General features: G+C 58.8%; 25 protein-coding genes, 2 tRNA genes and 1 rRNA gene. 12 read left to right on the plus strand and 16 right to left on the minus strand.

Going from position 1 to position 26,972, the window contains the following annotated elements; translation table 11 throughout:
* A complete protein-coding gene (locus ACJ8QF_RS23825; RefSeq protein ID WP_197753979.1) occupies positions 1 to 1,350 on the minus strand; it encodes a Na(+)-translocating NADH-quinone reductase subunit A in 1,350 nt (449 codons plus the stop codon).
* Between the two features lie 554 nt (positions 1,351 to 1,904).
* Here ACJ8QF_RS23825 and dpaA point away from each other — a divergent pair.
* The gene (dpaA, locus tag ACJ8QF_RS23830; RefSeq protein ID WP_004930225.1) at positions 1,905 to 2,675 is read left to right on the plus strand and encodes a peptidoglycan meso-diaminopimelic acid protein amidase; all 771 of its coding nucleotides are present in this window, start codon (positions 1,905 to 1,907) and stop codon (positions 2,673 to 2,675) included.
* On the opposite strand, the gene ACJ8QF_RS23835 is transcribed toward dpaA, so the two are convergent.
* A complete protein-coding gene (locus ACJ8QF_RS23835; protein ID WP_004930222.1) occupies positions 2,610 to 3,413 on the minus strand; it encodes a class II glutamine amidotransferase in 804 nt (267 codons plus the stop codon). The genes dpaA and ACJ8QF_RS23835 overlap by 66 nt on opposite strands.
* Positions 3,414 to 3,514: 101 nt before the next feature.
* Positions 3,515 to 4,096, minus strand: a complete 582-nt coding sequence (gene lpcA / locus ACJ8QF_RS23840) for a D-sedoheptulose 7-phosphate isomerase (RefSeq protein ID WP_004930220.1) — start codon at positions 4,094 to 4,096, stop codon at positions 3,515 to 3,517.
* A gap of 246 nt (positions 4,097 to 4,342) precedes the next feature.
* Between lpcA and fadE the strand changes: the two genes are divergently transcribed.
* Both fadE and ACJ8QF_RS23850 read left to right on the plus strand, forming a co-directional pair.
* Entirely contained in the window at positions 4,343 to 6,799 is a 2,457-nt protein-coding gene (gene fadE / locus ACJ8QF_RS23845) for an acyl-CoA dehydrogenase FadE (protein WP_044031891.1), read from the plus strand.
* A 284-nt stretch (positions 6,800 to 7,083) separates the two neighbouring features.
* On the plus strand, positions 7,084 to 7,236 hold the full coding sequence (locus ACJ8QF_RS23850; RefSeq protein WP_004930217.1) for a Hok/Gef family protein: 153 nt from the start codon (positions 7,084 to 7,086) through the stop codon (positions 7,234 to 7,236).
* Positions 7,237 to 7,309: 73 nt separating this feature from the next.
* On the opposite strand, the gene mtnK is transcribed toward ACJ8QF_RS23850, so the two are convergent.
* The gene (gene mtnK / locus ACJ8QF_RS23855; RefSeq protein WP_442537910.1) at positions 7,310 to 8,509 is read right to left on the minus strand and encodes an S-methyl-5-thioribose kinase; all 1,200 of its coding nucleotides are present in this window, start codon (positions 8,507 to 8,509) and stop codon (positions 7,310 to 7,312) included.
* A 146-nt stretch (positions 8,510 to 8,655) separates the two neighbouring features.
* Here mtnK and mtnA point away from each other — a divergent pair, with 146 nt between their 5' ends.
* Entirely contained in the window at positions 8,656 to 9,684 is a 1,029-nt protein-coding gene (mtnA, locus tag ACJ8QF_RS23860) for an S-methyl-5-thioribose-1-phosphate isomerase (protein ID WP_442537911.1), read from the plus strand.
* Between the two features lie 17 nt (positions 9,685 to 9,701).
* Here the strand turns inward: mtnA and ACJ8QF_RS23865 are convergent, their stop codons facing one another.
* Genes ACJ8QF_RS23865 through ACJ8QF_RS23875 form a run of 3 tightly spaced genes read right to left on the minus strand, consistent with a single transcriptional unit; the run spans position 9,702 to position 11,541 of the window.
* Positions 9,702 to 10,244 carry a 1,2-dihydroxy-3-keto-5-methylthiopentene dioxygenase gene (locus ACJ8QF_RS23865; protein ID WP_049189023.1) on the minus strand — a complete coding sequence of 181 codons (543 nt, stop codon included), beginning with the start codon at positions 10,242 to 10,244 and terminating at the stop codon, positions 9,702 to 9,704.
* Positions 10,241 to 10,930, minus strand: a complete 690-nt coding sequence (gene mtnC, locus ACJ8QF_RS23870; RefSeq protein ID WP_048326840.1) for an acireductone synthase — start codon at positions 10,928 to 10,930, stop codon at positions 10,241 to 10,243. The genes ACJ8QF_RS23865 and mtnC overlap by 4 nt, the downstream gene beginning before the upstream one ends.
* On the minus strand, positions 10,927 to 11,541 hold the full coding sequence (locus ACJ8QF_RS23875; protein WP_004930206.1) for a methylthioribulose 1-phosphate dehydratase: 615 nt from the start codon (positions 11,539 to 11,541) through the stop codon (positions 10,927 to 10,929). Before ACJ8QF_RS23875 ends, mtnC begins: the two co-directional genes overlap by 4 nt.
* A 164-nt stretch (positions 11,542 to 11,705) precedes the next feature.
* On the opposite strand from ACJ8QF_RS23875, the gene ACJ8QF_RS23880 reads away from it, so the two are divergent.
* From ACJ8QF_RS23880 to ACJ8QF_RS23890, 3 genes are read left to right on the plus strand one after another with little or no spacing between them, the layout of a single operon-like run.
* On the plus strand, positions 11,706 to 12,866 hold the full coding sequence (locus ACJ8QF_RS23880) for a pyridoxal phosphate-dependent aminotransferase (RefSeq protein WP_265262037.1): 1,161 nt from the start codon (positions 11,706 to 11,708) through the stop codon (positions 12,864 to 12,866).
* Positions 12,854 to 13,627, plus strand: coding sequence for an amidohydrolase (locus tag ACJ8QF_RS23885; protein ID WP_021505014.1), 774 nt, complete (start codon positions 12,854 to 12,856; stop codon positions 13,625 to 13,627). Before ACJ8QF_RS23880 ends, ACJ8QF_RS23885 begins: the two co-directional genes overlap by 13 nt.
* A gap of 39 nt (positions 13,628 to 13,666) precedes the next feature.
* A complete protein-coding gene (locus ACJ8QF_RS23890) occupies positions 13,667 to 14,302 on the plus strand; it encodes a LysE family translocator (protein ID WP_442537912.1) in 636 nt (211 codons plus the stop codon).
* 134 nt (positions 14,303 to 14,436) lie between these two features.
* On the opposite strand, the gene ACJ8QF_RS23895 is transcribed toward ACJ8QF_RS23890, so the two are convergent.
* On the minus strand, positions 14,437 to 15,315 hold the full coding sequence (locus ACJ8QF_RS23895) for a siderophore-interacting protein (protein ID WP_004930199.1): 879 nt from the start codon (positions 15,313 to 15,315) through the stop codon (positions 14,437 to 14,439).
* Between the two features lie 234 nt (positions 15,316 to 15,549).
* Here ACJ8QF_RS23895 and ACJ8QF_RS23900 point away from each other — a divergent pair, with 234 nt between their 5' ends.
* Positions 15,550 to 17,790: a TonB-dependent siderophore receptor gene (locus tag ACJ8QF_RS23900; RefSeq protein WP_265262035.1), complete on the plus strand. Its 2,241-nt coding sequence runs from the start codon at positions 15,550 to 15,552 to the stop codon at positions 17,788 to 17,790.
* A gap of 105 nt (positions 17,791 to 17,895) precedes the next feature.
* Here the strand turns inward: ACJ8QF_RS23900 and ACJ8QF_RS23905 are convergent.
* Positions 17,896 to 17,972 (minus strand) — tRNA-Asp (locus ACJ8QF_RS23905).
* Positions 17,973 to 18,116: 144 nt separating this feature from the next.
* Complete coding sequence (gene dnaQ / locus ACJ8QF_RS23910; RefSeq protein WP_004930195.1) at positions 18,117 to 18,860, minus strand: DNA polymerase III subunit epsilon; 744 nt, start codon at positions 18,858 to 18,860, stop codon at positions 18,117 to 18,119.
* Between the two features lie 72 nt (positions 18,861 to 18,932).
* Here dnaQ and rnhA point away from each other — a divergent pair, with 72 nt between their 5' ends.
* Positions 18,933 to 19,400, plus strand: a complete 468-nt coding sequence (rnhA, locus tag ACJ8QF_RS23915) for a ribonuclease HI (protein ID WP_265262034.1) — start codon at positions 18,933 to 18,935, stop codon at positions 19,398 to 19,400.
* Here the strand turns inward: rnhA and ACJ8QF_RS23920 are convergent.
* A complete protein-coding gene (locus ACJ8QF_RS23920) occupies positions 19,397 to 20,116 on the minus strand; it encodes a class I SAM-dependent methyltransferase (RefSeq protein ID WP_004930191.1) in 720 nt (239 codons plus the stop codon). The genes rnhA and ACJ8QF_RS23920 overlap by 4 nt on opposite strands.
* 44 nt (positions 20,117 to 20,160) lie before the next feature.
* Here ACJ8QF_RS23920 and gloB point away from each other — a divergent pair, with 44 nt between their 5' ends.
* Positions 20,161 to 20,916, plus strand: coding sequence for a hydroxyacylglutathione hydrolase (gene gloB / locus ACJ8QF_RS23925; protein ID WP_265262033.1), 756 nt, complete (start codon positions 20,161 to 20,163; stop codon positions 20,914 to 20,916).
* A gap of 71 nt (positions 20,917 to 20,987) precedes the next feature.
* On the plus strand, positions 20,988 to 22,370 hold the full coding sequence (gene mltD, locus ACJ8QF_RS23930; protein WP_442537913.1) for a murein transglycosylase D: 1,383 nt from the start codon (positions 20,988 to 20,990) through the stop codon (positions 22,368 to 22,370).
* A 52-nt stretch (positions 22,371 to 22,422) separates the two neighbouring features.
* On the opposite strand, the gene ACJ8QF_RS23935 is transcribed toward mltD, so the two are convergent.
* Both ACJ8QF_RS23935 and ACJ8QF_RS23940 read right to left on the minus strand, forming a co-directional pair.
* Positions 22,423 to 23,217, minus strand: a complete 795-nt coding sequence (locus tag ACJ8QF_RS23935) for an endonuclease/exonuclease/phosphatase family protein (RefSeq protein ID WP_025160092.1) — start codon at positions 23,215 to 23,217, stop codon at positions 22,423 to 22,425.
* A 241-nt stretch (positions 23,218 to 23,458) separates the two neighbouring features.
* Positions 23,459 to 24,634 carry an MFS transporter gene (locus ACJ8QF_RS23940; RefSeq protein WP_265262032.1) on the minus strand — a complete coding sequence of 392 codons (1,176 nt, stop codon included), beginning with the start codon at positions 24,632 to 24,634 and terminating at the stop codon, positions 23,459 to 23,461.
* A gap of 105 nt (positions 24,635 to 24,739) precedes the next feature.
* Between ACJ8QF_RS23940 and yafC the strand changes: the two genes are divergently transcribed.
* On the plus strand, positions 24,740 to 25,627 hold the full coding sequence (gene yafC, locus ACJ8QF_RS23945; RefSeq protein ID WP_265262031.1) for a DNA-binding transcriptional regulator YafC: 888 nt from the start codon (positions 24,740 to 24,742) through the stop codon (positions 25,625 to 25,627).
* A gap of 47 nt (positions 25,628 to 25,674) precedes the next feature.
* Here yafC and dkgB read toward each other — a convergent pair whose 3' ends face one another.
* The 3 genes from dkgB to rrf form a co-directional block, all read right to left on the minus strand.
* Entirely contained in the window at positions 25,675 to 26,478 is an 804-nt protein-coding gene (gene dkgB, locus ACJ8QF_RS23950; protein ID WP_015376713.1) for a 2,5-didehydrogluconate reductase DkgB, read from the minus strand.
* A 214-nt stretch (positions 26,479 to 26,692) separates the two neighbouring features.
* Positions 26,693 to 26,769: transfer RNA gene (locus ACJ8QF_RS23955), tRNA-Asp, on the minus strand.
* Positions 26,770 to 26,863: 94 nt separating this feature from the next.
* Positions 26,864 to 26,972 (minus strand): 5S ribosomal RNA (rrf, locus tag ACJ8QF_RS23960); the annotation flags it as partial.

The following is a 26,972-nucleotide window of genomic DNA, read 5'->3' on the forward strand; positions in this document are numbered from 1 at the left end:
TTATCCTTCCTGCTCAATCTTGGTCAGCACCTCGCGCAGCACCGGCGCGTACTCATACTTGCCGGGGCAAACGAAGGTGCACAGCGCCAGATCTTCCTCGTCCAGCTCCAGACAACCCAGCGCCTGCGCGCTGTCGCTGTCGCCCGCCAGCAGATCGCGCAGCAGCAGCGTCGGCAAAATATCCAGCGGCATCACCCGCTCGTAGTTGCCGATCGGCACCATGGCGCGCTCGCCGCCGTTGGTGGTGGTCGAGAAGGCGAACAGTTTGTTCTTCAGGAAGTGGCCCAGCGTGGTGCGGGTAATGGAAAACTTGTTCGGCGAGGGCACGATCCAACCGAACAGCTCTTTGTCGCGCCCTTCTTCCAGCACCGACACCTGCGAGTGGAAGCGGCCGAGCCAGGCGTTCGGCCCGGCGGCGTGCATGCCGTTCAGCACCGAACCGGAGATCACCCGATTCTCGCCGCCTTTCAGGCGGCCGGCGGTCAGCTCATCGAGGCTGGCCCCCAGGCGGGTGCGCAGCAGCGCCGGCTGCGCCACCTGCGGCCCGGCCAGCGCCACCACACGGCGGGTATCGAGCTTGCCGGTGGTGAACAGCGTGCCGATGGCGATCGCATCCTGGTAACCGATGTGCCAAACGGTTTTCTTCAGGCTGACCGGTTCGAGGAAGTGAATGTGGGTGCCCGCCAACCCGGCGGGATGCGGGCCGGCGAATTCGCTGTAGGCGATCTGCGGGCCGCTCTGCTGGCCAACCGAAGCGCCGGCGGCATGGCACACGTGCACCTTGCCTGCCGTCAGGCGCGCCAGCACCACCAACCCGGCGTTGAACGCCGCCTGCTGCTCGGCGATGATCACCTGCGGATCGGCGGCCAACGGCTGGGTGTCCATCGCGGTGACGAAAATGGCGCGCGGTTCGCTGCCGGGAGCCGGCGTCTTGCTGAACGGGCGGGTGCGCAGCGCGGTCCACAGGCCGCTGGCGATCAGTTCGCTTTCGACCTGTTCGCGCGGCAGCTGGCTCAGTTCACCCAGCGGGTAGTGCGCGAACTCGAGCTGATCGTCGCCGCCGTTTTCCAGCGCAATCACTACCGATTGCAATACGCGCCGCTCGCCGCGGTTAATCGCGGCGATGCGGCCGCTGGCGGGTGCCGTGAAGAAAACCCCGGGGTTTTTCTTGTCTTCGAACAACGCCTGGCCTTTCTTAACGGTATCGCCTTCCTGCACCAGCATGGAGGGGCGCATTCCGACATACTCTTCCCCAAGCAGGGCGACATGCTGAATGTTCGGGCCATCTTGGATCGCCTGAACCGGAACCCCGGCTATCGGCAGATCCAGCCCTTTTCTGATCTTAATCATAGGATTTATACGATGTAGTTTGGTTTACACGTCTGCCCGGCCCCAGAGGCGGGTGCGGACGATGCCAGGATTGCCGGGCAGTGCGCATGGCGGCACGCCCAACATGAACTTTCTCGCAGTGAATATATGGGGTAACGCGCATTCCCTTGATTCCCCCCTTTCCGTTGTTTGCGTGACAATCGATGTGTTAACGGCCTGTAGCCAAATAACCACCAAAACGGCCGGGTTATATGCCATAACCCCTGCCGCTTCAATCGCTACCGCGCGTTAAATTGAAGAGGGAATATTAACATTGTTCGCAACATTGTTCTGCGTTCCGTCGTGACTTGGGTCAAGCAAACGCAATTAAATTTCGCCTGTTTTTCACTACTTATCGTTAAAATCTGCCGGTCATTTCACTTTTATCGAGCTTTGTCGTTTTTTTATACATATCACGTATTGCTAAAAATAAACGCGCTGGTAATCTGGCGGTGTTTTGCAGCAGTAAAAACAATAATCAGTGGCATGCTGGCCAGATTGATTGCGCCGGCAGATAAATATAAGCAGGAATTATAATGAGCAAAATCGCGCTGTTGTTTGCGATGCTTGTTTCTATGCCGATGATCACGGCCTGCAGCGCCAGCGAGCAGGTACCCGAAGCGCCGGTAGTTAAACAGCAATTATTGGGTTCGCCGGTCTATATTCAGATCTTCAAAGAGGAACGCAAGCTGGAATTGTATGCCAGAATGGGCAATGAATTCCGCCTGGTCAACACGTTCCCGATCTGTAATTTCTCCGGCGGGCTGGGTCCTAAACGTCGTGAAGGCGACTTTAAAAGTCCTGAAGGCTTTTATAGCGTTGACGCGCGCCATCTGAAACCCGACAGCAAGTATTATCGGGCGATCAATATCGGTTTCCCTAACGATTACGATAAGTCGCAGGGCTATTCCGGCGCTTATCTGATGATCCACGGCGAATGTAAATCGATCGGCTGTTACGCGATGACCAACACCTATATGGATGAGATCTATCGCTACGTCGAAGCCGCCTTCGCCTATGGCCAAAGCCGCGTCGACATCAGCATCTATCCGTTCCGCATGACCGAACAGAACCTGAAACGCCATGCGTCATCCAGCTATATCGCCTTCTGGCGCCAGCTGAAGCCGGGCTACGATTACTTCGCGAAGAACCGCCAACCGCCGACAATGGGCGTGGTCAATGGCCAGTACGTCTTGGGTCAACCGCTGATGAGCAGCGGCGGCATGATGACGCAGTACGCGTCAGCCAGCCCGACGCCCAACACCAACCCCTTCGCTCAGAACAAGCCTCTCACCGAAGTGAAATAACGCGAACTCGCCTGGCTCAATCTTGTGCCAGGTTTCGTTGGCGGTCAGCGGTTGGGTGGCGATCACCGTGACCACATCGTTCGGTGTGGTCTGTTGCTGAAAATCAATCTCCACGTCCTGATCAAGCAGCGTCGCCTTGCCGAACGGCGCGCGGCGCGTGATCCAATACAGGTTGGTGGAGCAATACGCCATCACGAAGCGTCCGTCCGACAACAGCATATTGAACACCCCTTTCTTGCGCAGCTGGCTCGCCAACAGGCCGATATAGCGGAAGACCGCCGGCCACTGGCTCGGGGTGCGCGGATATTTCAGCGCCAGCTGGTGCAGCAGCCAGCAGAACGCATATTCGCTGTCGGTCTGGCCGACCGGGCGGAACGTGCCGGTATCCAGCTGGCGATAGCCTTTCAATTGGCCGTTGTGCGCGTAGGTCCAGTTGCGGCCCCACAGTTCACGGGTGAACGGATGGGTGTTTTCCAACGCCACTTCGCCGCGGTTGGCCTGGCGAATATGGGACACCACCGCGCAAGACTTGATCGGGTAGTCCTGCACCAGGCGGGCGATCGGCGAGTTGAAGCTCGGCTGCGGATCCTTGAATGTACGGCAGCCGTTCCCTTCATAGAAGGTAATGCCCCAGCCATCCTTATGCGGCCCGGTGCGGCCGCCGCGCTGTACCAGGCCGGTAAAGCTGAAGCAGATATCGGTCGGTACGTTTGCGCTCATCCCGAGCAGTTCACACATCGCCAGCACTCCTTAACCACACTGACACAGGCTGTGCGGGCACGGCATATATGCGGCGCCCGCAGTCTTATTCATGGGGAGCCGCAGCCCCCCGAAGGCTATTACGCCTTAACCATCTCTTTTTCGATCAGCTGAATCAAGATGTGAATCGCTTTAATGTGGATCTCCTGGATGCGATCGGCGTAGCCGAAGTGCGGCACGCGAATTTCCACATCGGCGGAACCCGCCATCTTGCCGCCGTCCTTGCCGGTCAGGGTGATCACTTTCATCCCCTTGGCACGCGCCGCGTCGATAGCCTTGATGATGTTGCCGGAGTTGCCGGAGGTGGAAATGCCCAGCAGCACGTCGCCTTCGCGGCCCACCGCTTCCACATAGCGCGAGAACACATACTCATAGCCGAAGTCGTTGCTGACGCAGGACAGATGGCTCACGTCCGAGATGGCAATCGCCGGGTAGCCCGGGCGGTTTTCACGGTAGCGGCCGGTCAGCTCTTCGGCGAAGTGCATCGCGTCGCAATGGGAACCGCCGTTGCCGCAGGAAATCACTTTACCGCCGGCTTTGAAGGAATCCGCCAGCAGCACCGCCGCGCGTTGGATGGCGTCGATGTTGGCGTCGTCATTGATAAATTTCGCCAGGGTATCAGCCGCTTCGTTCAGTTCACTGCGAATAAGGTCGTGGTACATGAGGAACCTCTTGTTATCGTCAAATCTTCCGCTCCGCAGTGTACCGGATCGCGGAAACAGCGAGAAGCATTCTCAGCCAAACAGCGCGCCGGTTAAGGAAGCGGAGAGGTTTTTGATGATTGGTGCTGTCAGTTTGTGACCTGAGTTGTAATTAAACTGTAAACGCATTGATAAAAATTCTGCCTTGTACTAAAACCTATTACATACACACAACAGGTCAGACCTCTTACTACTTCGGAGCTTCTTATGATGGTTCTTAGTATTGTCGTTTTACTGGCGCTCCTCGGCGTGGTGTTCTACCACCGAGTGAACCTTACCCTCAGCAGCCTGATCCTGGTGGCGTACACCGCTGCCATGGGCGCGATCGGCCTGTGGAGCTTCTGGCTGTTGCTGCCGCTGGCGATCGTGCTGCTGCCGCTGAACCTTTCCTCTGTGCGTCGCTCTCTGCTCTCCGCGCCGGCGCTGCGCGCCTTCCGCAAGGTGATGCCGCCGATGTCCACCACCGAGAAGGAAGCGATCGACGCGGGCACCACCTGGTGGGAAGGCGATCTGTTCCGCGGTGCGCCGGACTGGAACAAACTGCACAGCTACCCGAAACCACGCCTGACGGAAGAAGAGCAGGCGTTTATCGACGGCCCGGTGGAAGAAGCCTGCCGCATGGCCAACGACTTCCAGATCACCCATGAACTGGCCGATCTGCCGCCTGAACTCTGGGCGTACCTGAAAGAACACCGTTTCTTCGCGATGATCATCAAGAAAGAGTACGGCGGCCTGGAATTCTCCCCTTACGCTCAGGCGATGGTGCTGCAAAAACTGGCCGGCGTTTCCGGCATCCTGGCGATCACCGTCGGCGTGCCAAACTCCCTCGGCCCGGGCGAACTGCTGCAGCACTACGGTACCGAAGAACAGAAAAACCACTACCTGCCGGGCCTGGCGCGCGGCGACGAAATCCCTTGCTTCGCGCTGACCAGCCCGGAAGCGGGTTCCGATGCCGGCGCGATCCCGGACGTGGGCACCGTGTGCATGGGCGAATGGCAAGGCAAGCAGGTGCTGGGCATGCGCCTGACCTGGAACAAGCGCTACATCACGCTGGCACCGGTCGCCACCGTGCTGGGTTTGGCATTCAAACTGCATGACCCGAACCGCCTGCTGAGCGACAACGAATCCCCGGGCATCACCTGTGCGCTGATCCCGACCAGCACGCCGGGCGTGGAAATCGGCAACCGCCACTTCCCGCTGAACGTGCCGTTCCAGAACGGCCCGACCCGCGGCACCGACGTGTTCGTGCCGATCGATTACATCATCGGCGGGCCGAAAATGGCCGGCCAGGGCTGGCGCATGCTGGTTGAATGCCTGTCGGTCGGTCGCGGCATCACCCTGCCGTCCAACTCCACCGGCAGCCTGAAATCCATCGCCCTGGCGACCGGCGCCTACGCGCACATTCGCCGTCAGTTCAAGATCTCCATCGGCAAGATGGAAGGGATCGAAGAGCCGTTGGCACGCATCGCCGGCAACACCTATGTGATGGACGCCGCCGCTTCGCTGATCACCTATGCACTGGTGCAGGGCGAGAAACCGGCCGTGCTGTCGGCCATCGTCAAATACCACTGTACGCACCGCGGCCAGCAGTCGATCGTTGACGCCATGGACATCGCCGGCGGTAAAGGCATCATGCTGGGCGAATCCAACTTCCTGGCTCGCGCTTATCAGGGCGCACCGATCGCCATCACGGTGGAAGGCGCGAACATCCTGACCCGCACCATGATGATCTTCGGCCAGGGCGCGATCCGCTGCCATCCTTATGTGCTGGATGAAATGGCGGCGGCGCAGAACAACGATCTGAACGCCTTCGATAAATCGCTGTTCGGCCACTTGGGCCACGTCGGCAGCAACAAGGTACGCAGCTTCTGGCTGGGCCTGACCAACGGCCGCACCAGCGCCACGCCGACCAAGGACGCGACCCGTCGTTACTATCAGCAGTTGAACCGCCTGAGCGCCAACCTGGCGTTGCTGTCGGACGTTTCCATGGGCGTGCTGGGCGGCAGCCTGAAGCGCCGCGAGCGCATCTCCGCTCGCCTGGGGGATATCCTCAGCCAGATGTACCTGGCTTCCGCCGTGCTGAAACGCTTTGACGACGAAGGCCGTCAGAAAGAAGATCTGCCGCTGGTGCATTGGGGCGTGCAAGACAGCCTGCATAAAGCCGAACAGGCGCTGGATGATCTGCTGCGCAACTTCCCGAACCGCTTTATCGCCGGCGCGCTGCGCTTCGTGGTCTTCCCGTTCGGCCGCGTGCATACCGCACCGTCCGATCGCCTTGATCATCAGCTGGCCAAGATCCTGCAGGTGCCTTCCGCCACCCGCAGCCGTCTGGGGCGCGGCCAGTACCTGACGCCGAGCGAGCATAACCCAATCGGCCTGCTGGAAGCGGCGCTGGCCGACGTGATGGCCGCCGAGCCGATTCACGAACGCCTGTGCAAGGCGGTCGGCAAAAACCTGCCGTTCACCCGTCTGGATCGTTTGGCGGAGCGCGCGCTGGAAGAAGGCAAGATCAGCGCCGACGAGGCGAAGATCCTGGTGAAAGCCGAAGAGAGCCGCCTGCGCTCCATCAACGTGGACGACTTCGCGCCGGACGCGCTGGCGGCCGCCAAGCCGGAAAAGCCGGCGGCGCAGTCTAAGCGCCAGCAGCAGACCGAAGCGGCTTAACGTTCACTTCACGCATCCAAGGGGCGATCATCATCGCCCCTTTTTCTTTTGCTTTCATGACAAACTGCGCACCGCGCCGCAGGTTGGCGCAACGGCGGATTTAACGGGAAGGAAGTTCGGGTAGACTGCGCCGCGGGTGCTCTGGATCTTTCTGTCCGGCGCCTTGGCAAAGGAGAGAAAGAGAAAGGCCCCGAGTCGATATTATCAACCCGAGGCCACTCTGATGCCTAGCAACATCAGGTTAGCCTCTTACCCGCCGCAAGGCAAGGATAGGGAGGTCAAAAATGCAGCAAAAACGGGTCGTGCTTAAGCTGGTGATCGTCTGTATGACGCTGATCGCGTTCATCTGGCTAACCCGCGGTTCGCTGTGCGAACTGCGCATCAGGTTGGGAGACTCGGAGGTTGCGGCCACTTTGGCTTACGAATCCGAACGGTAAGGCAACCCAACGGCGGGGTTCGCCCCGCCCGTTGGCTGATGATGTCAGGCAGGATCCACGAGCACCCGCCTTTTCAGCCTTGCTGACGAATACGCGCCAACAGCGCGTCGATATGCTCGATCTGCGGCGCATTGACGATCAGCGTGCGCCCCAAGCCCAGCGCATGACGCTGACAGCCGAGGCGCATGTCGGCGTCGGCGATGCTGTCCAGATCGGCGACGTGCGCCAGGCCGATAGTGCGCCGAATCAGCTCGGTACCGCAGTACCCTACCGCATCAGTCCAGACCTGCTGCAGGAACTGCTCGGCGTAACCCGGCGTCGCCAGCGCCGCATCGCGGCTTTGCTGATGGCACAGCGCCAGGAAACGATCGGCAAAGATCAGCCACAGCTCGCGCACATCCTGCAGACGCTGCTCGCGCCCGGCGGCGGCGTCGCGCGGCCCGAACAGCCCAGGCTGGCCGCAATAGTTGAGCAACAGGTTGCCTAACGCAGTGCCGACATCAAAACCGATCGGGCCGTAGAAGCCGAATTCAGCGTCGATCGCTTTCAATCGCCCTTCCGCCACGAAAATTGAACCGCTGTGGATATCCCCGTGCAACAACGCCTCCGCCTTGCTGAGGAAGCGGTGTTTCAGGCCGGCGACCGCCAGCTTCAGCGACGCATCCTCACGCAGCGCCTGCACCTGCGGCAACAGCGCCGCCTCGAACTGATTGCGCTCATGGTCGATATAGGGATCGGTAAAGAACAGATCTTCGGTGATCTGGCACAGCTCGGGGTTGGTGAAGCGGCTGACTTCCGCTTTTTTCTGCTGCGCCGGCTGATAAAAATCGGAGGTGTGGAACAGCGTCTGCGCCAGGTATTCCGCCAGCTGACCGGCCGCCAGCGGATGATAGTTCCCCTGCACCAGTTCGCTGCGCCATATGCGATGATCGGAGAGATCTTCTTGCACCATCACCGCCAACTCGGGATCGTGGTGCAGGACTTTTACCGTATGCCGCGGGCAGAAACCGCCGTGGATCAACAGCGTTTCCGCTTCGATGCGCGCCCGATCCAGCGTCAGCGGCCAGGATTCGCCCACGCAGCGCACGTACGGCAACGCCTGTTTGACGATCACCCGGCTCACGCCTTCGCGATCGCGGATCTTGAACACCAGGTTCAGGTTGCCGTCGCCGATCTCGTCGGCGCTGACCAGCACCTGCGGTTCGGCCACCTGCCCGTATTGGCGAGCGTATTCAACGGCATCGGCAGCCGTAAACGTACGATAAAGCGACATTCCCCAACCCCTCTGTTCTCTCTCGCTGCCCCCAGCGATTCTGTTTATTTAGACGTAAAAGCATTTGGACGTCTATACATCTGGAAGTCATGTTGGCAGAATAGCGTTTCAGATGCAATAACCTCGCAACAAGGAATTAACCGCCGATGCAAGCGCTTAACACCACCAGTTTGACCCTGCGGGACAACCGCCTTTGGATCCTCGATCAGCAAGCCCTGCCGCAGGAAAAGCGGTGGCGCGCTTGCGACAGCGTGGAGGAGTTAGTCGGGCACATTCACAGCCTGCGGGTGCGCGGCGCACCGCTGATCGGGCTGTCCGCCAGCCTGTTGTTGGCGCTGCTGGCAGAACGCGGTGTGCCGCGCGCCGAGCTGGAGCAGGCGCTGCGCACGCTGCGCGCCGCCCGCCCAACGGCGGTTAACCTGATGAACAATCTGGATCGCATGAAGCTGGCGCTGGCGGCGCCTGACTGGGCGCCGGCGATGGTGAACGAAGCGCTGCGGTTGGTGGAGGAAGATCGCCTGCTGTGCGATCGCATCGCCGATCGCGGCGCTGGTCTGGTCAAGCCCGGCAGCCGCCTGCTGACCCACTGCAATACCGGCGGGTTGGCCACCGCCGGCGTCGGCACCGCCATCGGCGTGCTGCTGCGCGCCCACCAGCAGGGCAAGGTGCAACAGGTATGGGTCGATGAAACCCGGCCGCTGCTGCAGGGCGGCCGTCTGACCGCCTGGGAACTGGGCGAGCTGGGCATTCCCTATCGCCTGATCTGCGATTCGATGGCCGCCAGCCTGATGGCGCAGGGCCAGGTCGATGCGGTGTGGGTCGGCGCGGATCGCATCGCCGCCAACGGCGACGTCGCCAACAAGATTGGCACTTACAGCCTGGCGGTGCTGGCGCACTACCATGACATTCCATTCTACGTGGCTGCCCCGCATACCACCCACGATCCGCACTGTCCGGACGGCGCCGCCATCCCGATCGAGCAGCGCGCGGCGGCCGAAGTCACCGGCGTTTCAGGCAGCTTCGGCGCCTGCCAGTGGGCGCCGGCCGATGCGCCGGTCTACAATCCGGCGTTTGACGTCACGCCGGCAAAACTCATCAGCGGGTGGGTGTTCGACAGCGGCGTGATCACGCCGCAACAGGTTGAAGCGGGGATTTTCCGGCAGACGCTGGGTTAACGCCCGCCGGTTAACGATCAGTCCAGACGCGGATAGGCATCGGCGATCTTGTCGCCGGTGAAATGCGCCACCCAGCCTTCCGGGTTGTCGAACACCCGGATCGCGGTAAAGTGCGGCGCCGAGCCCATATCGAACCAGTGACGGGTGTTGGCCGGCACTGAGATCAGATCGTTCTTTTCGCACAGGATCTGGAAGATCTTGCCGTCCAGATGCAGGCAAAACAGCCCCGCCCCTTCAACGAAAAAGCGCACTTCATCTTCGCCGTGCGTATGTTCGGACAGGAATTTTTCACGCAGCGCGTGGCGCTGTTCGTGGTCCGGTCGCATGCTGATCACGTCCCAGCTCTGGTAGCCCTTTTCCGCCACCAGCCGGTCGATCTCATGCTGGTAGGCGGCGATCACCGCCTCCGGCTGCGGATTGTCGCCCAGCTCGCGATCCGCCTGCCAACGCTCAAAGCGCACGCCGATCTGCGCCAGCTGGCGCTGGATTTCCTGCGCGTCGCGGCTCTGCCACAGCGGCTGCTGCGGCGCTGTATCACTGAAAATGGTCAATCCACTCATGAGACAAACTCCCCTAAATCGATGTGATCAAAACGGCTGACCTGCGGATGCCGGCTCTGTGCGTCCGCCTCATCGCGGATCAGCTGGCAGGTATGCCAGCCGGCGGCCTGCGCCGCGTCCAGCTCCTGGTGGATATCGGACAGGAACAGCAGTTCGTCGGGCGCGATGCCGATAGCCTGCGCAATGTTGCGGTACGACGCGGTTTCACGCTTGGCGCCGACGTGCGTGTCGAAATAGCCGCTAAACAGCGGCTGCAGATCGCCGGCGTCGCTGTGGCCGAACAGCAGCTTCTGCGCCTCCACCGAACCGGAGGAATAGACGTAAAGCTTCAGCCCCTGACGCTGCCAGGCGGCTAGCTGCCCGGCGACCTCCGGGTACAGATGCCCGCGGAAATCCCCTTCGCGATAGCCGCTACGCCAGATGATGCCCTGCAGCGCCTTGAGCGCGGTGGATTTGCGGTCTTCATCCATAAAGCGGTACAGCGCGGCGATCAGCGCGTCGAGATCCGCCTGTGGCTGGTCAATTTCAGCGCGCAGCGCCGCCAGCGGCGCGGCGACTTCGCTCTCCGTGGCGTGACGGCGAACAAAATCCGCCAGCCGTTCACGGGCATAGGGAAACAGCACCTGATGCACGAAGCGAATATCGCTGGTGGTGCCTTCAATATCGGTCACGATAGCGCGGATCATTTCGCCTCCAGCAAGCGACGTTGCAGTTCACACTGGAACAGGAATTCCAGCCCTTCGAGATGGCGGCGGGCTTCCGCCACCTGGCTTCCCCAGCAATAGAGACCGTGGCCGCGCACCAGAAAACCGTACTGCAGCGGCGTGACCTCGGCATAGGCCGCGACGCGCGCCGCCAGCCGGGGGATGTCCTGATCGTTATCGAAAATGGGGATCGCCACGCTGTCCAGGTGGCTGCGCTGGCCAGCGAGCGACTTTTGCATTTCGTACCCCTGCAGCACCAACGCATCGCCGCGTTCCACCCGCGACAACACGGTGGCGTTGACGGAATGGGTATGCAGCACCGCGCCAAGGTGCGGGTACAAGCGATAGAGCAGCGTATGCAGCCCGGTTTCCGCCGATGGCGTACGGCCGCTCGGCACATGATTGTCAGCAATATCCACCTGCAGAAAATCGGCGGCGCTCAGGCTGCCTTTGTCTTTGCCGGATTCGGTGACCAGGCACTGGCGTTCGTCGAGGCGCAGCGACATGTTGCCGCCGGTCGCCGGACACCAGCCTTTGCCACCAATCCAGTGGCAGGCCGCCAGTAATGCGGTAAGTTGCGGATTCTCCGTCATTGTTATCGTTTCCCGTTCGGTATAGCGGTCAGCAGGTGAAACTTAGCCGGCTGCGCGACAGGCTAAGCACTTTTTCGCATTTAGCCATCTAAGCGTCTTGATTGCCAAATACTAGCATCGTGTTATATTGACGGCAATATAAGCGCCTGGAGTATTCACCTGCTATGAGCACTTCCGCATTGATTCCCGAAAGTAAACTGCCTGCCCTGGGCACCACCATCTTCACCCAGATGAGCGCGCTGGCGCAGCAGCATCAGGCGATCAACCTGTCGCAGGGCTTCCCCGATTTCGACGGGCCGGACTACCTGAAAGCACGCCTGGCCTGGCATGTCGCCCAGGGCGCCAACCAGTATGCGCCGATGACCGGCGTGGCGGCGCTGCGCGAAGCCATCGCCGACAAAACTGCCGAGCTGTATGGCTGGCAGCCGGACGCCACCACCGAAGTGACCGTCACCGCCGGCGCTACCGAAGCGCTGTTCGCCGCCATCACGGCGCTGGTGCGCCCCGGCGATGAGGTGGTCTGTTTCGATCCGAGCTACGACAGCTACGCGCCGGCGGTGGCGCTGGCCGGCGGCGTACTCAAACGCCTCGCCCTGCAGCCGCCCGCGTTTGCCGTGGATTGGCAACGGTTCGCCGCCGCGCTGTCGCCGCGCACCCGCCTGGTGATCGTCAACACGCCGCACAATCCGTCCGCCACCGCCTGGCAGGCGGAAGACCTGCAGCAGCTGTGGCACGCCATCGCCGAACGCGAAATCTACGTGCTCAGCGACGAGGTTTACGAACATATCTGCTTCGCCAAAGGCGGCCACGCCAGCGTGTTGGCCCACCCGCAGCTGCGCCAACGCGCGATCGCGGTGTCCTCCTTCGGTAAAACCTTCCACATGACCGGCTGGAAAGTGGGTTACTGCGTGGCGCCCGCCGCGCTGAGCGCCGAGGTGCGCAAGGTGCATCAATACCTGACCTTTTCGGTCAATACTCCGGCGCAGTTGGCGCTGGCGGATAGCCTGCGCACCGAACCGGAGCACTGGCGACAGCTGCCCGCGTTCTATCGCGCCAAGCGCGATCGCTTTGTGCAGGCGCTGGCGAGCAGCCGACTGGAAATTTTACCCTGCGCCGGTACATACTTCTTGCTGGCGGACTACAGCGCCATCTCCGATCTGGACGATGTGGCGTTCTGCCATTGGTTAACTGAGCACGTGGGCGTGGCGGCCATTCCGCTGTCGGTCTTCTGTGCCGATCCTTTCCCTCATAAATTGATCCGGCTGTGCTTCGCTAAGCAGGACGCCACGCTGGATGCAGCTGCGGAGCGGTTATGTCGACTTTAAAAATTACCCTGTTGCAGCAACCGCTGGTCTGGCGCGACGGCCTTGCTAACCTGGCCGCCTTCGACGCGTTGCTGGCGCCGATCGTCGGGCGCGATCTCATCGTCTTGCCGGAAATGTTCACCACCGGTTTTGCCATGGATGCCGGCGAGAGCGCCCTGCCCGAACAGCAGGTGATCGACTGGCTGCACGGCTGGGCGGTGAAAAGCCACGCGTTGATCGGCGGCAGCGTGGCGCTGAAAACCGCCGAAGGCGCGGTCAATCGCTTCCTGCTGGTGGAGCCGGGCGGCCAGGTGCATGCCTATGACAAACGCCATCTGTTCCGCATGGCCGGCGAACACCTGCACTACCAGGCCGGCAACCGGCGTGAAATCTTCGAGTGGCGCGGCTGGCGCATCCTGCCGCAGATCTGCTACGACCTGCGTTTCCCGGTCTGGGCGCGCTATCAGCAGGATTACGATCTGGCGCTGTACGTCGCCAACTGGCCGGCGCCGCGCAGCCGCCATTGGCAAACGCTGCTGGCGGCGCGGGCGATTGAAAATCAGGTGTATGTGGCAGGCTGCAACCGGGTGGGCGAAGATGCCAACGGCCTGAACTACAGCGGAGACAGCCTGATCATCAGCCCGCAGGGCGAGATCCTGGCGGATGCGGAGCCCGGCGCGGCCACGCGGCTGGACGCCGAGCTGTCGCTGGAAAGCCTGCAGAGTTACCGCAGCGCCTTCCCGGCCTGGCGCGACGCCGACAGCTTTCTGCGTCTTGACTGAATTCCCGGCACCTTAGCCGATAACGCAAGGAGAAGTGATATGGATATGACGACACTCTTGCTCTATATCGTGGCCGTCGCGGCGGTCACCATTACACCGGGCCCAACCATGCTGTTGGCGCTCAATAACGGCGCCACCAAAGGTAAACGCGTCGCCGTCTGCGGCATTGCCGGTGCGGCGCTGTCCGACCTGCTATTGATCGGTGCCGTCGGCTGCAGCTTGGGGGCTATACTGCAAGCTTCCGAACTGCTTTTCACGCTGGTCAAATGGGCCGGCGCTGCTTATTTGTTCTATCTAGCCTGCCAACTGTGGCGTGCGCCGCTTGGCACCCCGCAGGCAGCACAGAACGCGATGCCCGGCGCCCGCAACGGCCGCGCCGCGTTTATGCGCTCGCTGCTGGTCGCACTCTCCAACCCCAAAGGACTGTTGTTCTTTTCCGCCTTTCTGCCGCAGTTCATCCAGCCAGCGGGCGACATAGCGCTGCAATACGTCATTCTCGCTCTGGTGACGGCCCTGATCGATATCGCTCTGATGAGTCTCTACGCGCTTGGCGGCCACCATGCTATGCGTATATTTTCCGGCCGCGCTCTGCGCTGGCTAAACCGCACCTGCGCCGGGCTGCTGGCCGGATTGGCCATCGCCCTGAGCTTCTATCGTCGTAACGCGTCATCTTAGGAATTCTCATATCCTCATCTTACCTCCCAGCCGGCGATCATCAGGCAATAGGTCTGGATCGCCAGCGCCACGCACAAACAGCATGCCGACCGGCCAGTGCGCCGCCACGGCGATGGCGGAAAAAAGCCGCGCATTCAGCACCAATAGGCCATAAAGTTAACGGTAGCGCGGTCCAGATCGCGTTCGCCAATCAGGTAACGCCGCAGGGTTTTCACCGCCGAAGACTCGGCCGCCACCCAGGCATAGAAAGCGTTGCCGCCCGCCGCCCGCTCCCACAACACCTCATCGCTCAGGCTGCTTTCCGCCAAAGACTGCGCTTGCGCGCACGCCGAAGCGGGAATATCCACCCGCTGGCGCACCGCTTCCACCAGCAACGTGCCGTGCGCCAACTGGCGGCCCACATCGCGCGGCAGCCAGTAAACCTCGGCGAACGGGAAGCGGGTCAAATCCAGGCAATCCCCCGCCTGCGGCACTTCGAAGAATGCCTGCACGCGCGGCGGATTGGTCTGCTGTGCCAATTGCTCCAGAATGCCCATCGCCGCCGGCACGGCCGTTTCATCGGCGATCAACAGCGCCTGCTGCAACTGCGCCGGCGGCGCCCATTCGTAGCCGCCGCTGTCGCCGTCGAAGTCAGCGTTGGGGGCGACGGTCTGAATGGCATCACCCGGCTCGGCGTGAGTCGCCCAGGCGGAGGCCGGGCCGTTCACGCCATGCAGCACGAACTCGACGTCCATCTGATTCTGCTCACGGCGCAGCGCACGCAGCGTATAAGTGCGCATCACCGGGCGCCGCTCTTTGGGGATCGCCATGTAATCGCCATACCAGTCCGGGCTATTGGCCAACTGCGGGATCTGGCCGTCCGCCGCCGGGAACAGCAGTTTGATGCGCTGATCCGGCGCTTCCAACTTCATCCGATGAATATCCGCACCTTCAAACACGCAGCGCACCAGCGAAGGTGAAATCAGCGTTTTGCTTTTCAAGGTGATATCAAAAATTCTGTAGCTGGCGGACATGTTCTCGTTTCTCCGGCAACGGCTGTCGCTTGAACGTATGGCCGATCGGCTGCCGTGTTGACGGTGTGGGTTGCTCGATCGCGCAGCGGGTAAAATGTTAATAAAACTAATTAATTACGTTAATGTATCGCAAAAAATCATATCATGATTTTATTGATAACAAGAAACGTTATTGATAAAAGAATCATTCTCAAAAATAACGCAATAACAATATCACCTGGGAAATAAATAACGATGAAACGCAAACACCTTTGGGTTTTGAATCCTTGTCTGCTGGCGATGCTTGCGCCGACGGCTTGGGCAGAAGATCAGAAAGCCGGCGCCGAAGAGCAGATGGTGGTCTCCGCCAGCCGTTCACACCGCAGCACGGCGGAAATGGCGCAAACCACCTGGGTGATCGAAAGCCAGGAGATCGAACAGCAGGTTCAGGGCGGCAAAGAGATCAAGGACATGTTGGCGCAGCTGATCCCCGGCATGGACGTCAGCGGCCAGGGCCGCACCAACTATGGCATGAATATGCGCGGCCGCTCGATGATGGTGATGATTGACGGCGTGCGCCTGAATTCATCGCGCAGCGACAGCCGCCAGTTGGATTCGATCGATCCGTTCAATATCGATCATATCGAGGTGATTTCCGGCGCAACCTCGCTGTACGGCGGCGGCAGCACCGGCGGCCTGATCAATATCGTCACCAAAAAAGGACAACAGGAACAGCAAGTCGAGTTGCAGGTCGGCGGTAAAACCGGCTTTGGCGGCCATAACGATCACGACGAGAACGTGGCGGCGGCGCTCAGCGGCGGCAACGACAATGCCTCTGGGCGCCTGTCCGTTTCTTACCAGCGCTATGGCGGCTGGTATGACGGCAAAGGCAATGAGGTATTGATCGACAATACCCAAACCGGCCTGCAGTATTCCAATCGCCTCGACGTGATGGGCACCGGCACCCTCAACATCGACGATCATCAACAGCTGCAGCTGACCACCCAATACTACAAAAGCCAATCCGACGGCGATCACGGCCTGTTCCTGGGAGAGAACTTTGCGGCGGTGACCGGCAACGCCAAGGCATATAACAGCGGTAACTTAAATTCCGACCGCATCCCCGGCACCGAACGACATCTCATCAACCTGCAGTATTCCAACACTGATTTCCTCGGCCAGGATTTGGTGGCGCAGGTCTACTACCGCGACGAAACGTTGACCTTCTACCCGTTCCCGACGCTGGCGGGCAAAGCACCGAACTATTACGTCAGCAGCATTGGCGCTTCGCAGCAAAAAACCGATTTCTACGGTGGCAAGCTGACGTTAAACAGCAAACCTGTCGACGCACTGACGCTGACTTACGGCATTGACGCCGAGCATGAAAGCTTCAACGCCAACCAGCAGTTCTTCAACCTGGCGAAGGCTCAGCAGTCGGGCGGCATGACGCTGGAGAACGCTTACAGCACCGGCCGCTACCCGAGCTATACCACCAGCAACCTGGCGTCGTTCCTGCAGGCCAGCTACGACATCAACCCCATTTTCACCCTGAGCGGCGGCGTGCGTTATCAGTACACCGAAAACAAGATTGATGACTTCGTCGGTTATAACCAGCAGCAGGCAATCGCCACCGGCGCCGCGACGTCCGCCGACGCTATACCGGGCGGGAAAACCGACTACAACAACGCGCTGTTCAATGCCGGCCTGCTGGCGCACCTGACCGAGCGCCAGCAAACCTGGTTCAACTTCTCTCAGGGCTTTGAGATCCCGGATCCGGGCAAGTATTACGGCAACGGCACCTACGCGCTGAACGGCGGCCACTACCGGCTGCTGAAGAGCGTTAACGTCGGCGACTCCAAGCTGGAAGGCATCAAGGTCAATTCCTACGAACTGGGCTGGCGCTATACCGGCGATAACCTGCGCACGCAGATCGCCGCCTACTATTCGTTGTCCGACAAGAGCATCGCCATCAATAAAACCGACATGACCATCAACGTCAATGCGGATAAGCGCCGTATCTACGGGCTGGAAGGCGCGGTGGATTATTTCTTTGAAGAGAGCGACTGGAGCGCCGGCACTAACTTCAACGTTATCCGCTCCGAAACCAAGGTCAACGGCGAATGGAAGAAGCTGGTAGTCGATACCGCCAGCCCATCGAAAGTCACCGCTTATGTCGGCTGGGCGCCGGGCGACTGGAATCTGCGTTTACAGTCGCAGCAAACCTTCGACGTATCGGACGATGGCGATTACACCAAGGCCAACTCCACCCAGGGCCGCAAAATCGATGGCTACAACACCCTCGATTTCCTCGGCAGCTATACCCTGCCGGTAGGGAAAATCAGCTTCAGCGTGGAAAACTTGCTGGACAAGGAATACACCACCGTTTGGGGCCAACGCGCGCCGATCCTGTACAGCCCGACCTACGGATCGCCTGAGCTGTACAGCTATAAAGGCCGCGGACGCACCTTCGGCTTGAACTATTCGGTGTTATTCTGAGGATAAGGGGCCGGTCTGCCGGCCCCGTTCATTGGGCCGCGCCGTTTTTCAGAAAACGGAAACGACGAAGCCCTGAGTTATCGCTAACTCAGGGCTTCTGAATAGTGGCGGAACGGACGGGGCTCGAACCCGCGACCCCCTGCGTGACAGGCAGGTATTCTAACCAACTGAACTACCGCTCCGCGCCATTCCCTCTTGCGGGGGAACGAGGCGCATATTACGGACGCCTCTCGGTTCCGTCAACGCCTTTTTCTCCGCAAATGAACCGTTTGCACAGTTTTTCAACGAAGATTTATCCAGTGAGGTTTTTTCACGCAAAAACGCCGTTATTCCGCCGGCGCCCCGCGCCACAGGCAGCTACCGCCCTTCTTCGCCACCAGATCCAGACGCGCCTCATGCGCCTTCACTTCTTCGTCGCTGGCGTAGACCACTTTCATCGCCGTCGCCGGACGGACAATGCGCTGTATTTCTTGCGCGGCGTCATTTTGCTGGGTATCCCCCTCCATCTGGAACGCTATCGAGGTCTGACCGCCGGTCATCGCCAGATAAACTTCCGCCAGGATCTCGGCATCGAGCAATGCGCCGTGCAGCGTACGCTTGCTGTTGTCTATCTCATAACGGCTGCACAAGGCATCGAGGTTGTTGCGCTTGCCCGGGAACAGGCGACGCGCCATCAACAGGCTGTCGGTGATGGTGCAGAAGGTCTCGGTCTTCGGGATGCCCTGCTGCAACATGCGGAATTCGTGATCCATAAAGCCGATATCGAACGCCGCGTTATGGATCACCAGCTCGCCGCCGCGGATAAAGTCGAGGAATTCCTCGGCAACCTGATCGAAGGTCGGCTTGTCGGCCAGGAAGTCGTCGCTGATGCCGTGTACGCCGTAGGCTTCCGGATCCACCAGCCGATCCGGCTTGATGTATACGTGGAAGTTGCGCCCGGTCAGGCGGCGGTTAATCACCTCCACCGCACCGATTTCGATGATGCGGTGCCCTTCGTAGTGCACCCCAAGCTTGTTCATACCGGTGGTTTCGGTATCGAGGACAATCTGTCTGGTGGTTGTAGAGATCATATTGCAGTGCTCACAGCGCTCGTTTATGTCAGACTTGGCTTTTATAAAACTGATAGGAAGAGTCTACCAGAGATGCTCAAACAGGTAGAAATTTTCACCGACGGCTCCTGCCTTGGCAACCCCGGCCCCGGTGGCTACGGCGCGATACTACGCTATAAGCAGACGGAAAAAACCTTCAGCGAAGGATTCCATCTGACCACCAATAACCGCATGGAAATGATGGCGGCGATCGTGGCGCTGGAAGCGCTGACCGTGCCCTGCGCCGTGACGCTCAGCACCGACAGCCAGTACGTGCGCCAGGGCATCACCAGCTGGATCCATAACTGGAAGAAACGCGGTTGGAAAACCGCCGACAAAAAACCGGTCAAAAATGTCGATCTGTGGCAGCGGCTGGATCGGGCCATTCAGCGCCACGAGGTGAAGTGGGAATGGGTCAAGGGCCACGCCGGCCATCCGGAGAACGAACGTTGTGACGTGCTGGCGCGCGAAGCGGCCGGTAAACCGACGCAGGAAGACGTCGGTTACCAACCGGAAGCCTAAGGCAACTTGCGATAGCTCTTGGTCGCGCCCACCGCGCGGCTGAGAGACGGCTTTCTCGCCCCCAGTTTCATCGGCGTGGGCGTCAGCGGCAAGGTGCGCTTACGCGCCACAATCACGCTCATGCAGCCCAGCGCCGGCAAATGGGTGCATAAAAATTTGCCGCCCTTGCGGTGCCACGGCAGTACGTGAAAACGCGCCTGGTGCAACACCTCGTAATTCAGCAGGCTGAGCCAATCCAGCAGCCGCATCTGGGTAAACATGCGGCTGACATAGGGCTGGCGACGACGCAACCCGGGCGCCAGCTTGCCCAACCCCAGCAGGCTGAACGGATTGAAACTGCTGATGACCAACCAGCCGTCGTCGATCAACACCCTGTCCACCTCACGCAGCATGCGGTGCGGATCGTCCGCATAGGACAGCGTATGCGCCAACAGGCAGGCATCTACCGACTTGGCGGCAAACGGCAGTTGATAAGCGTCGGCGACCACCTGCAGCCCTTCCCCCTCCAGCCCTACGTTAACCTGATGGGAGATTGCGCATTTATCCGTGGCCAGCTCGGCGCTGAGCATGCCCATCTTCAGCAGATGGAAACCGAACAGCTTGGGCCACCAGGGTTGCAACTGCCGCTCGAGCGCTTCACGATAGTACTCCCCCCACGGCAGCTCAGCCCAGGACTGCGGGCCGGTGAGCTTTTGTAGAGTATGGGCTGGTTTCATGATTTATTATCTTCTTTCAAGCCGTTGCCAACGAGAGGTACACCATGAATCTTATCAGCATTCCCGCCTTCCAGGACAATTACATTTGGTTATTGGATGACCGGCAGGGACGCTGCATTATCGTCGATCCGGGTGAGGCGCAGCCGGTGCTCGAAGCGCTGCAGCGCCTGCAGCTGGTGCCGGCGGCGATCCTGCTGACCCACCATCATCACGATCACGTCGGCGGCGTGGCGCAGATTGTCGCGCAGTACCCCGGCCTGGCCGTCTATGGACCGCAGGAAACCGCGGACAAAGGCGCCAACCACATCGTCCATGACGGCGACACCTTTGATATCGATGGCCGCCAATACCGGACTATCGCCGTTCCCGGCCATACGCTGGGCCATGTGGCATTCTATAGTGCCCCTTATCTGTTCTGCGGCGACACCATTTTCTCCGCCGGCTGCGGCAGGCTGTTTGAAGGCACCGCCAAACAAATGTACGACTCATTTCAACAACTCGCGCAACTTCCCGATAACACCTTAATTTGCTGCGCGCATGAATATACTCTTTCAAATCTTAAGTTTGCGCGGGCTATTTTGCCGGAAGATCGAGAGATTGAAACATATCAACAACATGTTGAAGCGTTAAGGGCAAAAGGCCAAGCCAGCGTGCCGACTACATTGCAATTAGAGCGCAAAATTAACCTGTTTTTACGTTGCCATAACACTGATTTACAAAAGAAATTAGGCTTTAATTCACCACCGAAAAGCCTTCATTCAGTTTTTTCCGAATTACGCCTGCGGAAAGATAACTTCTAAGCTTTTAGTTGTGTTATTTGGCGAAGCAAAGTATTATTGCTCGTCTTTTAAGCAACTACATTGACACACACATGAAGGCTAAAGCGATATTTCTCGCCTCAGTCTTGCTAGTGGGTTGCCAGTCGTCCAGGCAGGACGCACCGGCGCCAGAACAGCATGCACAGAGTTTGTCTTCGGCTGGTCAAGATGGTGAAGCAGGAGAGTACACAGCAAATGGCCGAGCGAGCTCGGCGCGGTGGTTGGATAACAACAGTCCCGCCGCGCAACAGGACCTGTGGAACTTCATTAGCGACGAGCTGAAGATGGAGGTTCCGGAAAATTCCCGGATCCGTGATCAGAAAAGAAAGTACTTAAAAAGTAAGAGCTATCTCCACGATGTAACATTACGGGCAGAGCCGTACATGTACTGGATAGTCGGGCAGATTAAGAAACGTAATATGCCGATGGAACTGGTACTGCTACCCATAGTGGAGAGCGCTTTTGACCCACACGCCACGTCAAGTGCCAACGCCGCAGGGCTATGGCAAATCGTGCCGCAAACGGGTCGCAATTATGGTTTGAAAAACAATCAGTGGTATGACGGCCGACGCGATGTCGTCGCCTCGACAACCGCTGCGCTTAACATGATGCAGCGCTTGAACCGCATGTTTAACGGCGACTGGTTACTGACCGTAGCCGCCTATAACAGTGGTGAAGGCCGCGTGATGCAAGCGGTGAAGGCAAACAAACGCCAGGGTAAGCCAACTAATTTCTGGGCATTGTCGCTTCCGCGTGAAACGTCAATCTATGTCCCGAAAATGCTGGCGCTGAGCGACATCATCAAGAACAGCAAGAAGTACGGCGTGAAACTCCCGAAAACGGATGAAACCCGTGCGCTGGCGCGTATCGATGTTGGACAGCAGATCCAGCTGACTCAGGCGGCTGAGATGGCAGGGCTTTCAGTCACCAAGATGAAAGCGTATAACCCAGGCTACAAAAAAGGCGTTACGGCACCCAACGGGCCCCATTACATCATGGTTCCCAAAGGACATGCCGAGCAACTGAAAGACTCGCTGGCCGATGGCCAGATCGCCGTGACTCAGCCAACGACGCAGTTGGCGAAGAACAGCGGTTTGACCGGTGGCAGTTCGTATAAAGTGCGCTCCGGCGACACCTTATCGGGCATTGCCAAGCGGCTGAACGTTAAGACCAGCGATTTGCAGAGTTGGAACAACTTACGCGCCAAGAGCGCCTTAAAAGTTGGGCAAACCCTGCAAGTGGCCAGCAATACTGGCAGTAACAGCAGTATCACCTACCAGGTTCGTAAAGGTGATTCGCTCGCCAGTATCGCACGTCGTCACGGCGTCGATATTAACGATGTGATGCGTTGGAATTCAACGCTCGCCAAAGGCAACCTGCAGCCAGGTCTGAAGCTGACCCTGTTTGTCGGCAACAAGCTAACGCCGGATACTTAAGTGTTCGGCACAAAAAAAGCACCCTTCGGGGTGCTTTTTTATTAGCTGCGATTCACCATACCGGCGAGTCTTTCTCCGGATGAAACTCCACCAACAGCGGGTTGTGATCCGACGCGCTGGTCACCAGCACCGACGCCTCCACCACTCCCAGATTGCGGTAAAATACGAAATCCAGTGGACGCCCGAAGGCCTTGCGGCGATGGTCGTCGGTGAAACTCACTTCGCGCAGCGCCATCTCTCCGGCAAAGTCATACAGCGCATTGATGCGCTTGCGGCTCCAGGCGTTGAAATCCCCCGCCATAATCACCGGCCCCCGGTGACTGGCGATCTGTTCGCCTATCGGCCCCAACTGCTTGCTGTAGACGTCGACGCCCAGGCTAAAGTTCACCGCATGGATGTTCACCACCATCAACAGCTCGCCGTTGTACAGCGGATAAACGGTGATCAGGGCCGACTTGGACAGCCGCAGCAGCGGCTCTCGCTCGCGCAGCGGGCAACAGTAAACAGGATGAGCGGCCGCCAGCGTCATCACACCGGAAGGGTGCTGCGGTAGCACAAAGGCCGGCACCTGATCGGCCGCCAGATAGTTGGCGGTAGCGTAGCTCACCAACTCTGGCGTGGTTTGCGCCTCTTGCAACAATACCAGCTGCGCGTCTTTGCCATGGTTTTTCAGCACCGAAAGCCAGTCGGCTCGCTGCTGTTTGAAAATATTCCACACCATAACGCGCAAGGCGCCGGTCGTCGGCAGCGCCGCCCCTGGCGGCAACGGCTGGTTAACGGCGCCAGGAAAGATTCGCTCAACTGGCTGACCTGCAACATACCTCATTGCATAAGTTCGTTTCGGCACGCGATTCGCCTATTACCCATTAACATGAAAACTGGCGATGAACACTCGCCAACGATGAATTGATTATACGCCTACCCTGCATAGAGGGCATGGCTTTTGCGGGCATCACCTTTTCAGTTATAGGGGCCGCCTGCAGCGATTTCAATCTTCTGACGGTATAGCTGTGTAAAGGTGAGGGGTAATAGGTGAAAAATGCGAAAAGGCCCGCAAAATGCGGGCCAGGCAGCAAGGGTTTTACGAATTAAGCCGTTTGCAGCTGAGACTTTTTATCCAGGCGACCGCTGAGGCTAACCAGCAACAATGCAACCACCACGATCAGCGCGCCAATCCAGGGGGTCTGCGCCAGCCCCAGTGAGGCAACGGTCTGGCCGCCAATCACCGAGCCGAGCGCAATGCCGATGTTGAACGCCGCGATGTTGAGACCGGACGCCACATCCACCGCATTTGGCGTGTATTGCGCGGCTTTCTGCACCACATACACCTGCAGCCCCGGCACGTTGCCGAAAGCGAACACACCCATCACAATCACCGTCAGCAAAGCGGCAATACTGTGGCTGGCGGTAAACTGGAACACCAGCAACAAAACGGCCAGCGCGGCAAAGATAAAGCTCAACGCACGCACGGCCCCATGACGATCGGCCAGCTTGCCTCCCCAGATGTTACCCACCGCCACCGCGACACCATAAGCCAACAGTATCCAGCTCACGGTCGGAGCAGAGAAGCCGGCCAGTTCCTGCATCATCGGCGCAAGGAAGGTAAAGGTCGTGAAGACCCCGCCGTATCCCAATGCGGTAATCGCGTAAATCAGCAGCAGACGAGGATGAGTCAGCACTTTCAGCTGTTCCCGCACGCCGGCGCTGCCCTGGTTCTTGATATTGCTCGGCACCAAAATAATGCTGGCCAGCGTGGCGACAGCGCCAATCAGAGAAACGGCCAGGAAGGTCTCACGCCAGCCAAATTGCTGGCCGATGAACGTCCCCAGCGGTACGCCGGTCACCAGCGCCACCGTCAGGCCACCAAACATGATGGCGATGGCGGAGGCCGCCTTCTCTTTCACCACCAGGCTAGTGGCGATAGTGGAACCGATAGAGAAGAACACGCCGTGCGCCAGGCCGGTCAACAACCGAGCCACTACCAGCGATTCATAACTGGGTGACTGCCAGGCCAGCAGGTTGCCGAGAGTGAACAGCACCATCAGGCCAACCAGCAGCAGTTTGCGCGGTATACGGCTGGTCAGGGCCGTCAGCACCGGCGCGCCGATGGCCACGCCGAGGGCATAGATAGTCACCAGCAACCCAGCGGACGGTACGGTCACTCCCAACTGCTCCGCGATAGTCGGAATCAACCCGACAATCACGAACTCGGTCGTGCCGATAGCAAAAGCGCTGATGGTTAAGGCAAGTAATGCGAGTGGCATTTTTTACTCCGAAATAGCATTCAAGTTGATGACGGCTATTATCGGCCTATGCTTAAATGATAAAAATGCTCAAAATTTCAAATTAACTTTGCCATTGGAGCAAAAATGAAAGCAAACTCAGACGAGCTGATCACCTTTGTCACCGTCGTGGAAAGCGGCAGTTTCAGCCGGGCGGCTGAACGCTTGGAACAAGCGAATTCCGTGGTTAGCCGAACGGTGAAAAAACTGGAAAGCAAACTGGGCGTAACGCTGCTCAACCGCACCACGCGCCAAATCAGCCTGACTCAGGAAGGAGAGAATTACTTTCGCCAGGTGCAGAAGGTACTGAACGATATGGCCGCGGCAGAAAATGCGCTGATGGAAAGCCGTCAACGCCCGCAAGGCCTGCTGCGCGTCGACGCGGCAACGCCGGTGGTGCTGCACATGCTGACGCCTTTAGTGGCGGAGTTCCGCGAACGTTATCCTGAAATGTCGTTATCGCTGGTGTCTTCGGAAAACTTTATCAATTTGATCGAGCGAAAAGTGGATATTGCGATCCGCGTAGGAGAGCTGACCGATTCCACGCTGAAAGCGCGCAAACTGATGACCAGCTACCGGCATGTGCTCGCCTCCCCCGCCTATCTGGCTCAGCACGGCACGCCGCTAACGGTAGAAGATCTTGCACGTCACTGCTGCATCGGCTTCAACGACCTGCCCAGTTTGAACCGCTGGCCACTGGCTTGTTCAGATGGCAGCCAGTTGGAAATCACTCCCGGCTTGACCACTAATAGTGGAGAAACCCAGCGCCATCTCTGTCTGCATGGCAACGGTATCGCCTGCCTGTCGGACTTTATGAGCGACGAAGATATCAAACGTGGAGATTTGGTTCCAATTCTGGTGGAAGCGACACTGCCGGTCGCCATGCCGATCAACGCGGTTTATTACAGCGACAGCGCCGTCAGCAACCGTCTGCGCAGCTTTATTGATTTTGTGAGTGAATACCTGAAACGATAAAAAAGGCGCCCTGATGGACGCCTTATGCTGACCACTGCGAGGAAAGATTAATCCCAGTTTGGCGCCAGGCCTTCCGGGCTAACCAGACGGCCGTTGCACTCCAGTGCGGCGATCTGCGCCATATCTTCGTCGGTCAGCGTCAGTTGCTGCGCCAACAGGTTGCTCGCCAGGTTTTCTCGCTTGGTCGAGGAAGGAATAACTGCATAGCCCAGCTTCAATGCCCAAGCCAGGACAACCTGTGCTGGGGTTGCATTGTGACGAGCGGCGATGCTTTTAATCGTTTCATCCTGCAGCGCTTTGCCGTAGGCCAACGTCATGTAAGAGGTGATGGCGATGCCGTGCTGCTGCGCGAATTCTACCACCTTGCGGTTCTGCAAGAACGGTGACAGCTCGATTTGGTTGGTGGCGATTTCATCGGCGCCAATAGCGTCAATCGCTTGCTGCATCAAGTCGATGGTGAAGTTAGATACGCCAATTTGGCGAGTCAGCCCCAGCTTTTTCGCTTCCAGCAACTCAGCCATAAATTCGGCAACTGGCACTTCGTCGTTGGGTGACGGCCAGTGGATCAGCGTCAGATCAACGTAGGAGGTTTGCAGTTTTTTCAAGCTTTCTTGCAGGCTTGGGATCAGTGTGCCTTTCGCCAGATTCGCGATCCAAATCTTGGTGGTGATGAACAGGTCTTCACGTTTCACGCCGCTGGCAGCGATAGCCTGGCCAACAGCCGCTTCGTTTTCATAGATCTGCGCGGTGTCGATAGTGCGATAGCCCAGCTCAAGTGCAGTGCTAACAGAATCGATAACAACCTGATCCTGAAGGCGGAAAGTACCTAAACCAAATGCAGGGATGCTCATAATGTTTTCTCTCATTAACAGGTAGATGTGGTATGAGGAAGATTATGGCAACTTTTTTATTGATCAAAAACGCCTGGTTCGGCATAAGACTTTTGATCTAAAGGCAATAATATGGAGAAAGGCGAGGCGGTAAAGAGGAACAATTCCAGCCTAAAAAGCGCAAGATGCAGATATGAAAAAGCCCTGAGTCGAAACTCAGGGCTTATCAATTAAGTGGCGGAACGGACGGGGCTCGAACCCGCGACCCCCTGCGTGACAGGCAGGTATTCTAACCAACTGAACTACCGCTCCACCGATTCTTTTACGTTGTATCTTTCGATACCGGCAATATCGCACTCTGCGACTTGCGCATTACCAGTCGTCACACTGATAACGTTTATTTGATGCCTGGCAGTGTCCTACTCTCGCATGGGGAGACCCCACACTACCATCGGCGCTACGGCGTTTCACTTCTGAGTTCGGCATGGGGTCAGGTGGGACCACCGCGCTATTGC

Source organism: Serratia sp. CY81684, assembly GCF_052166595.1.
Classification (GTDB): Bacteria; Pseudomonadota; Gammaproteobacteria; order Enterobacterales; family Enterobacteriaceae; genus Serratia; species Serratia nematodiphila.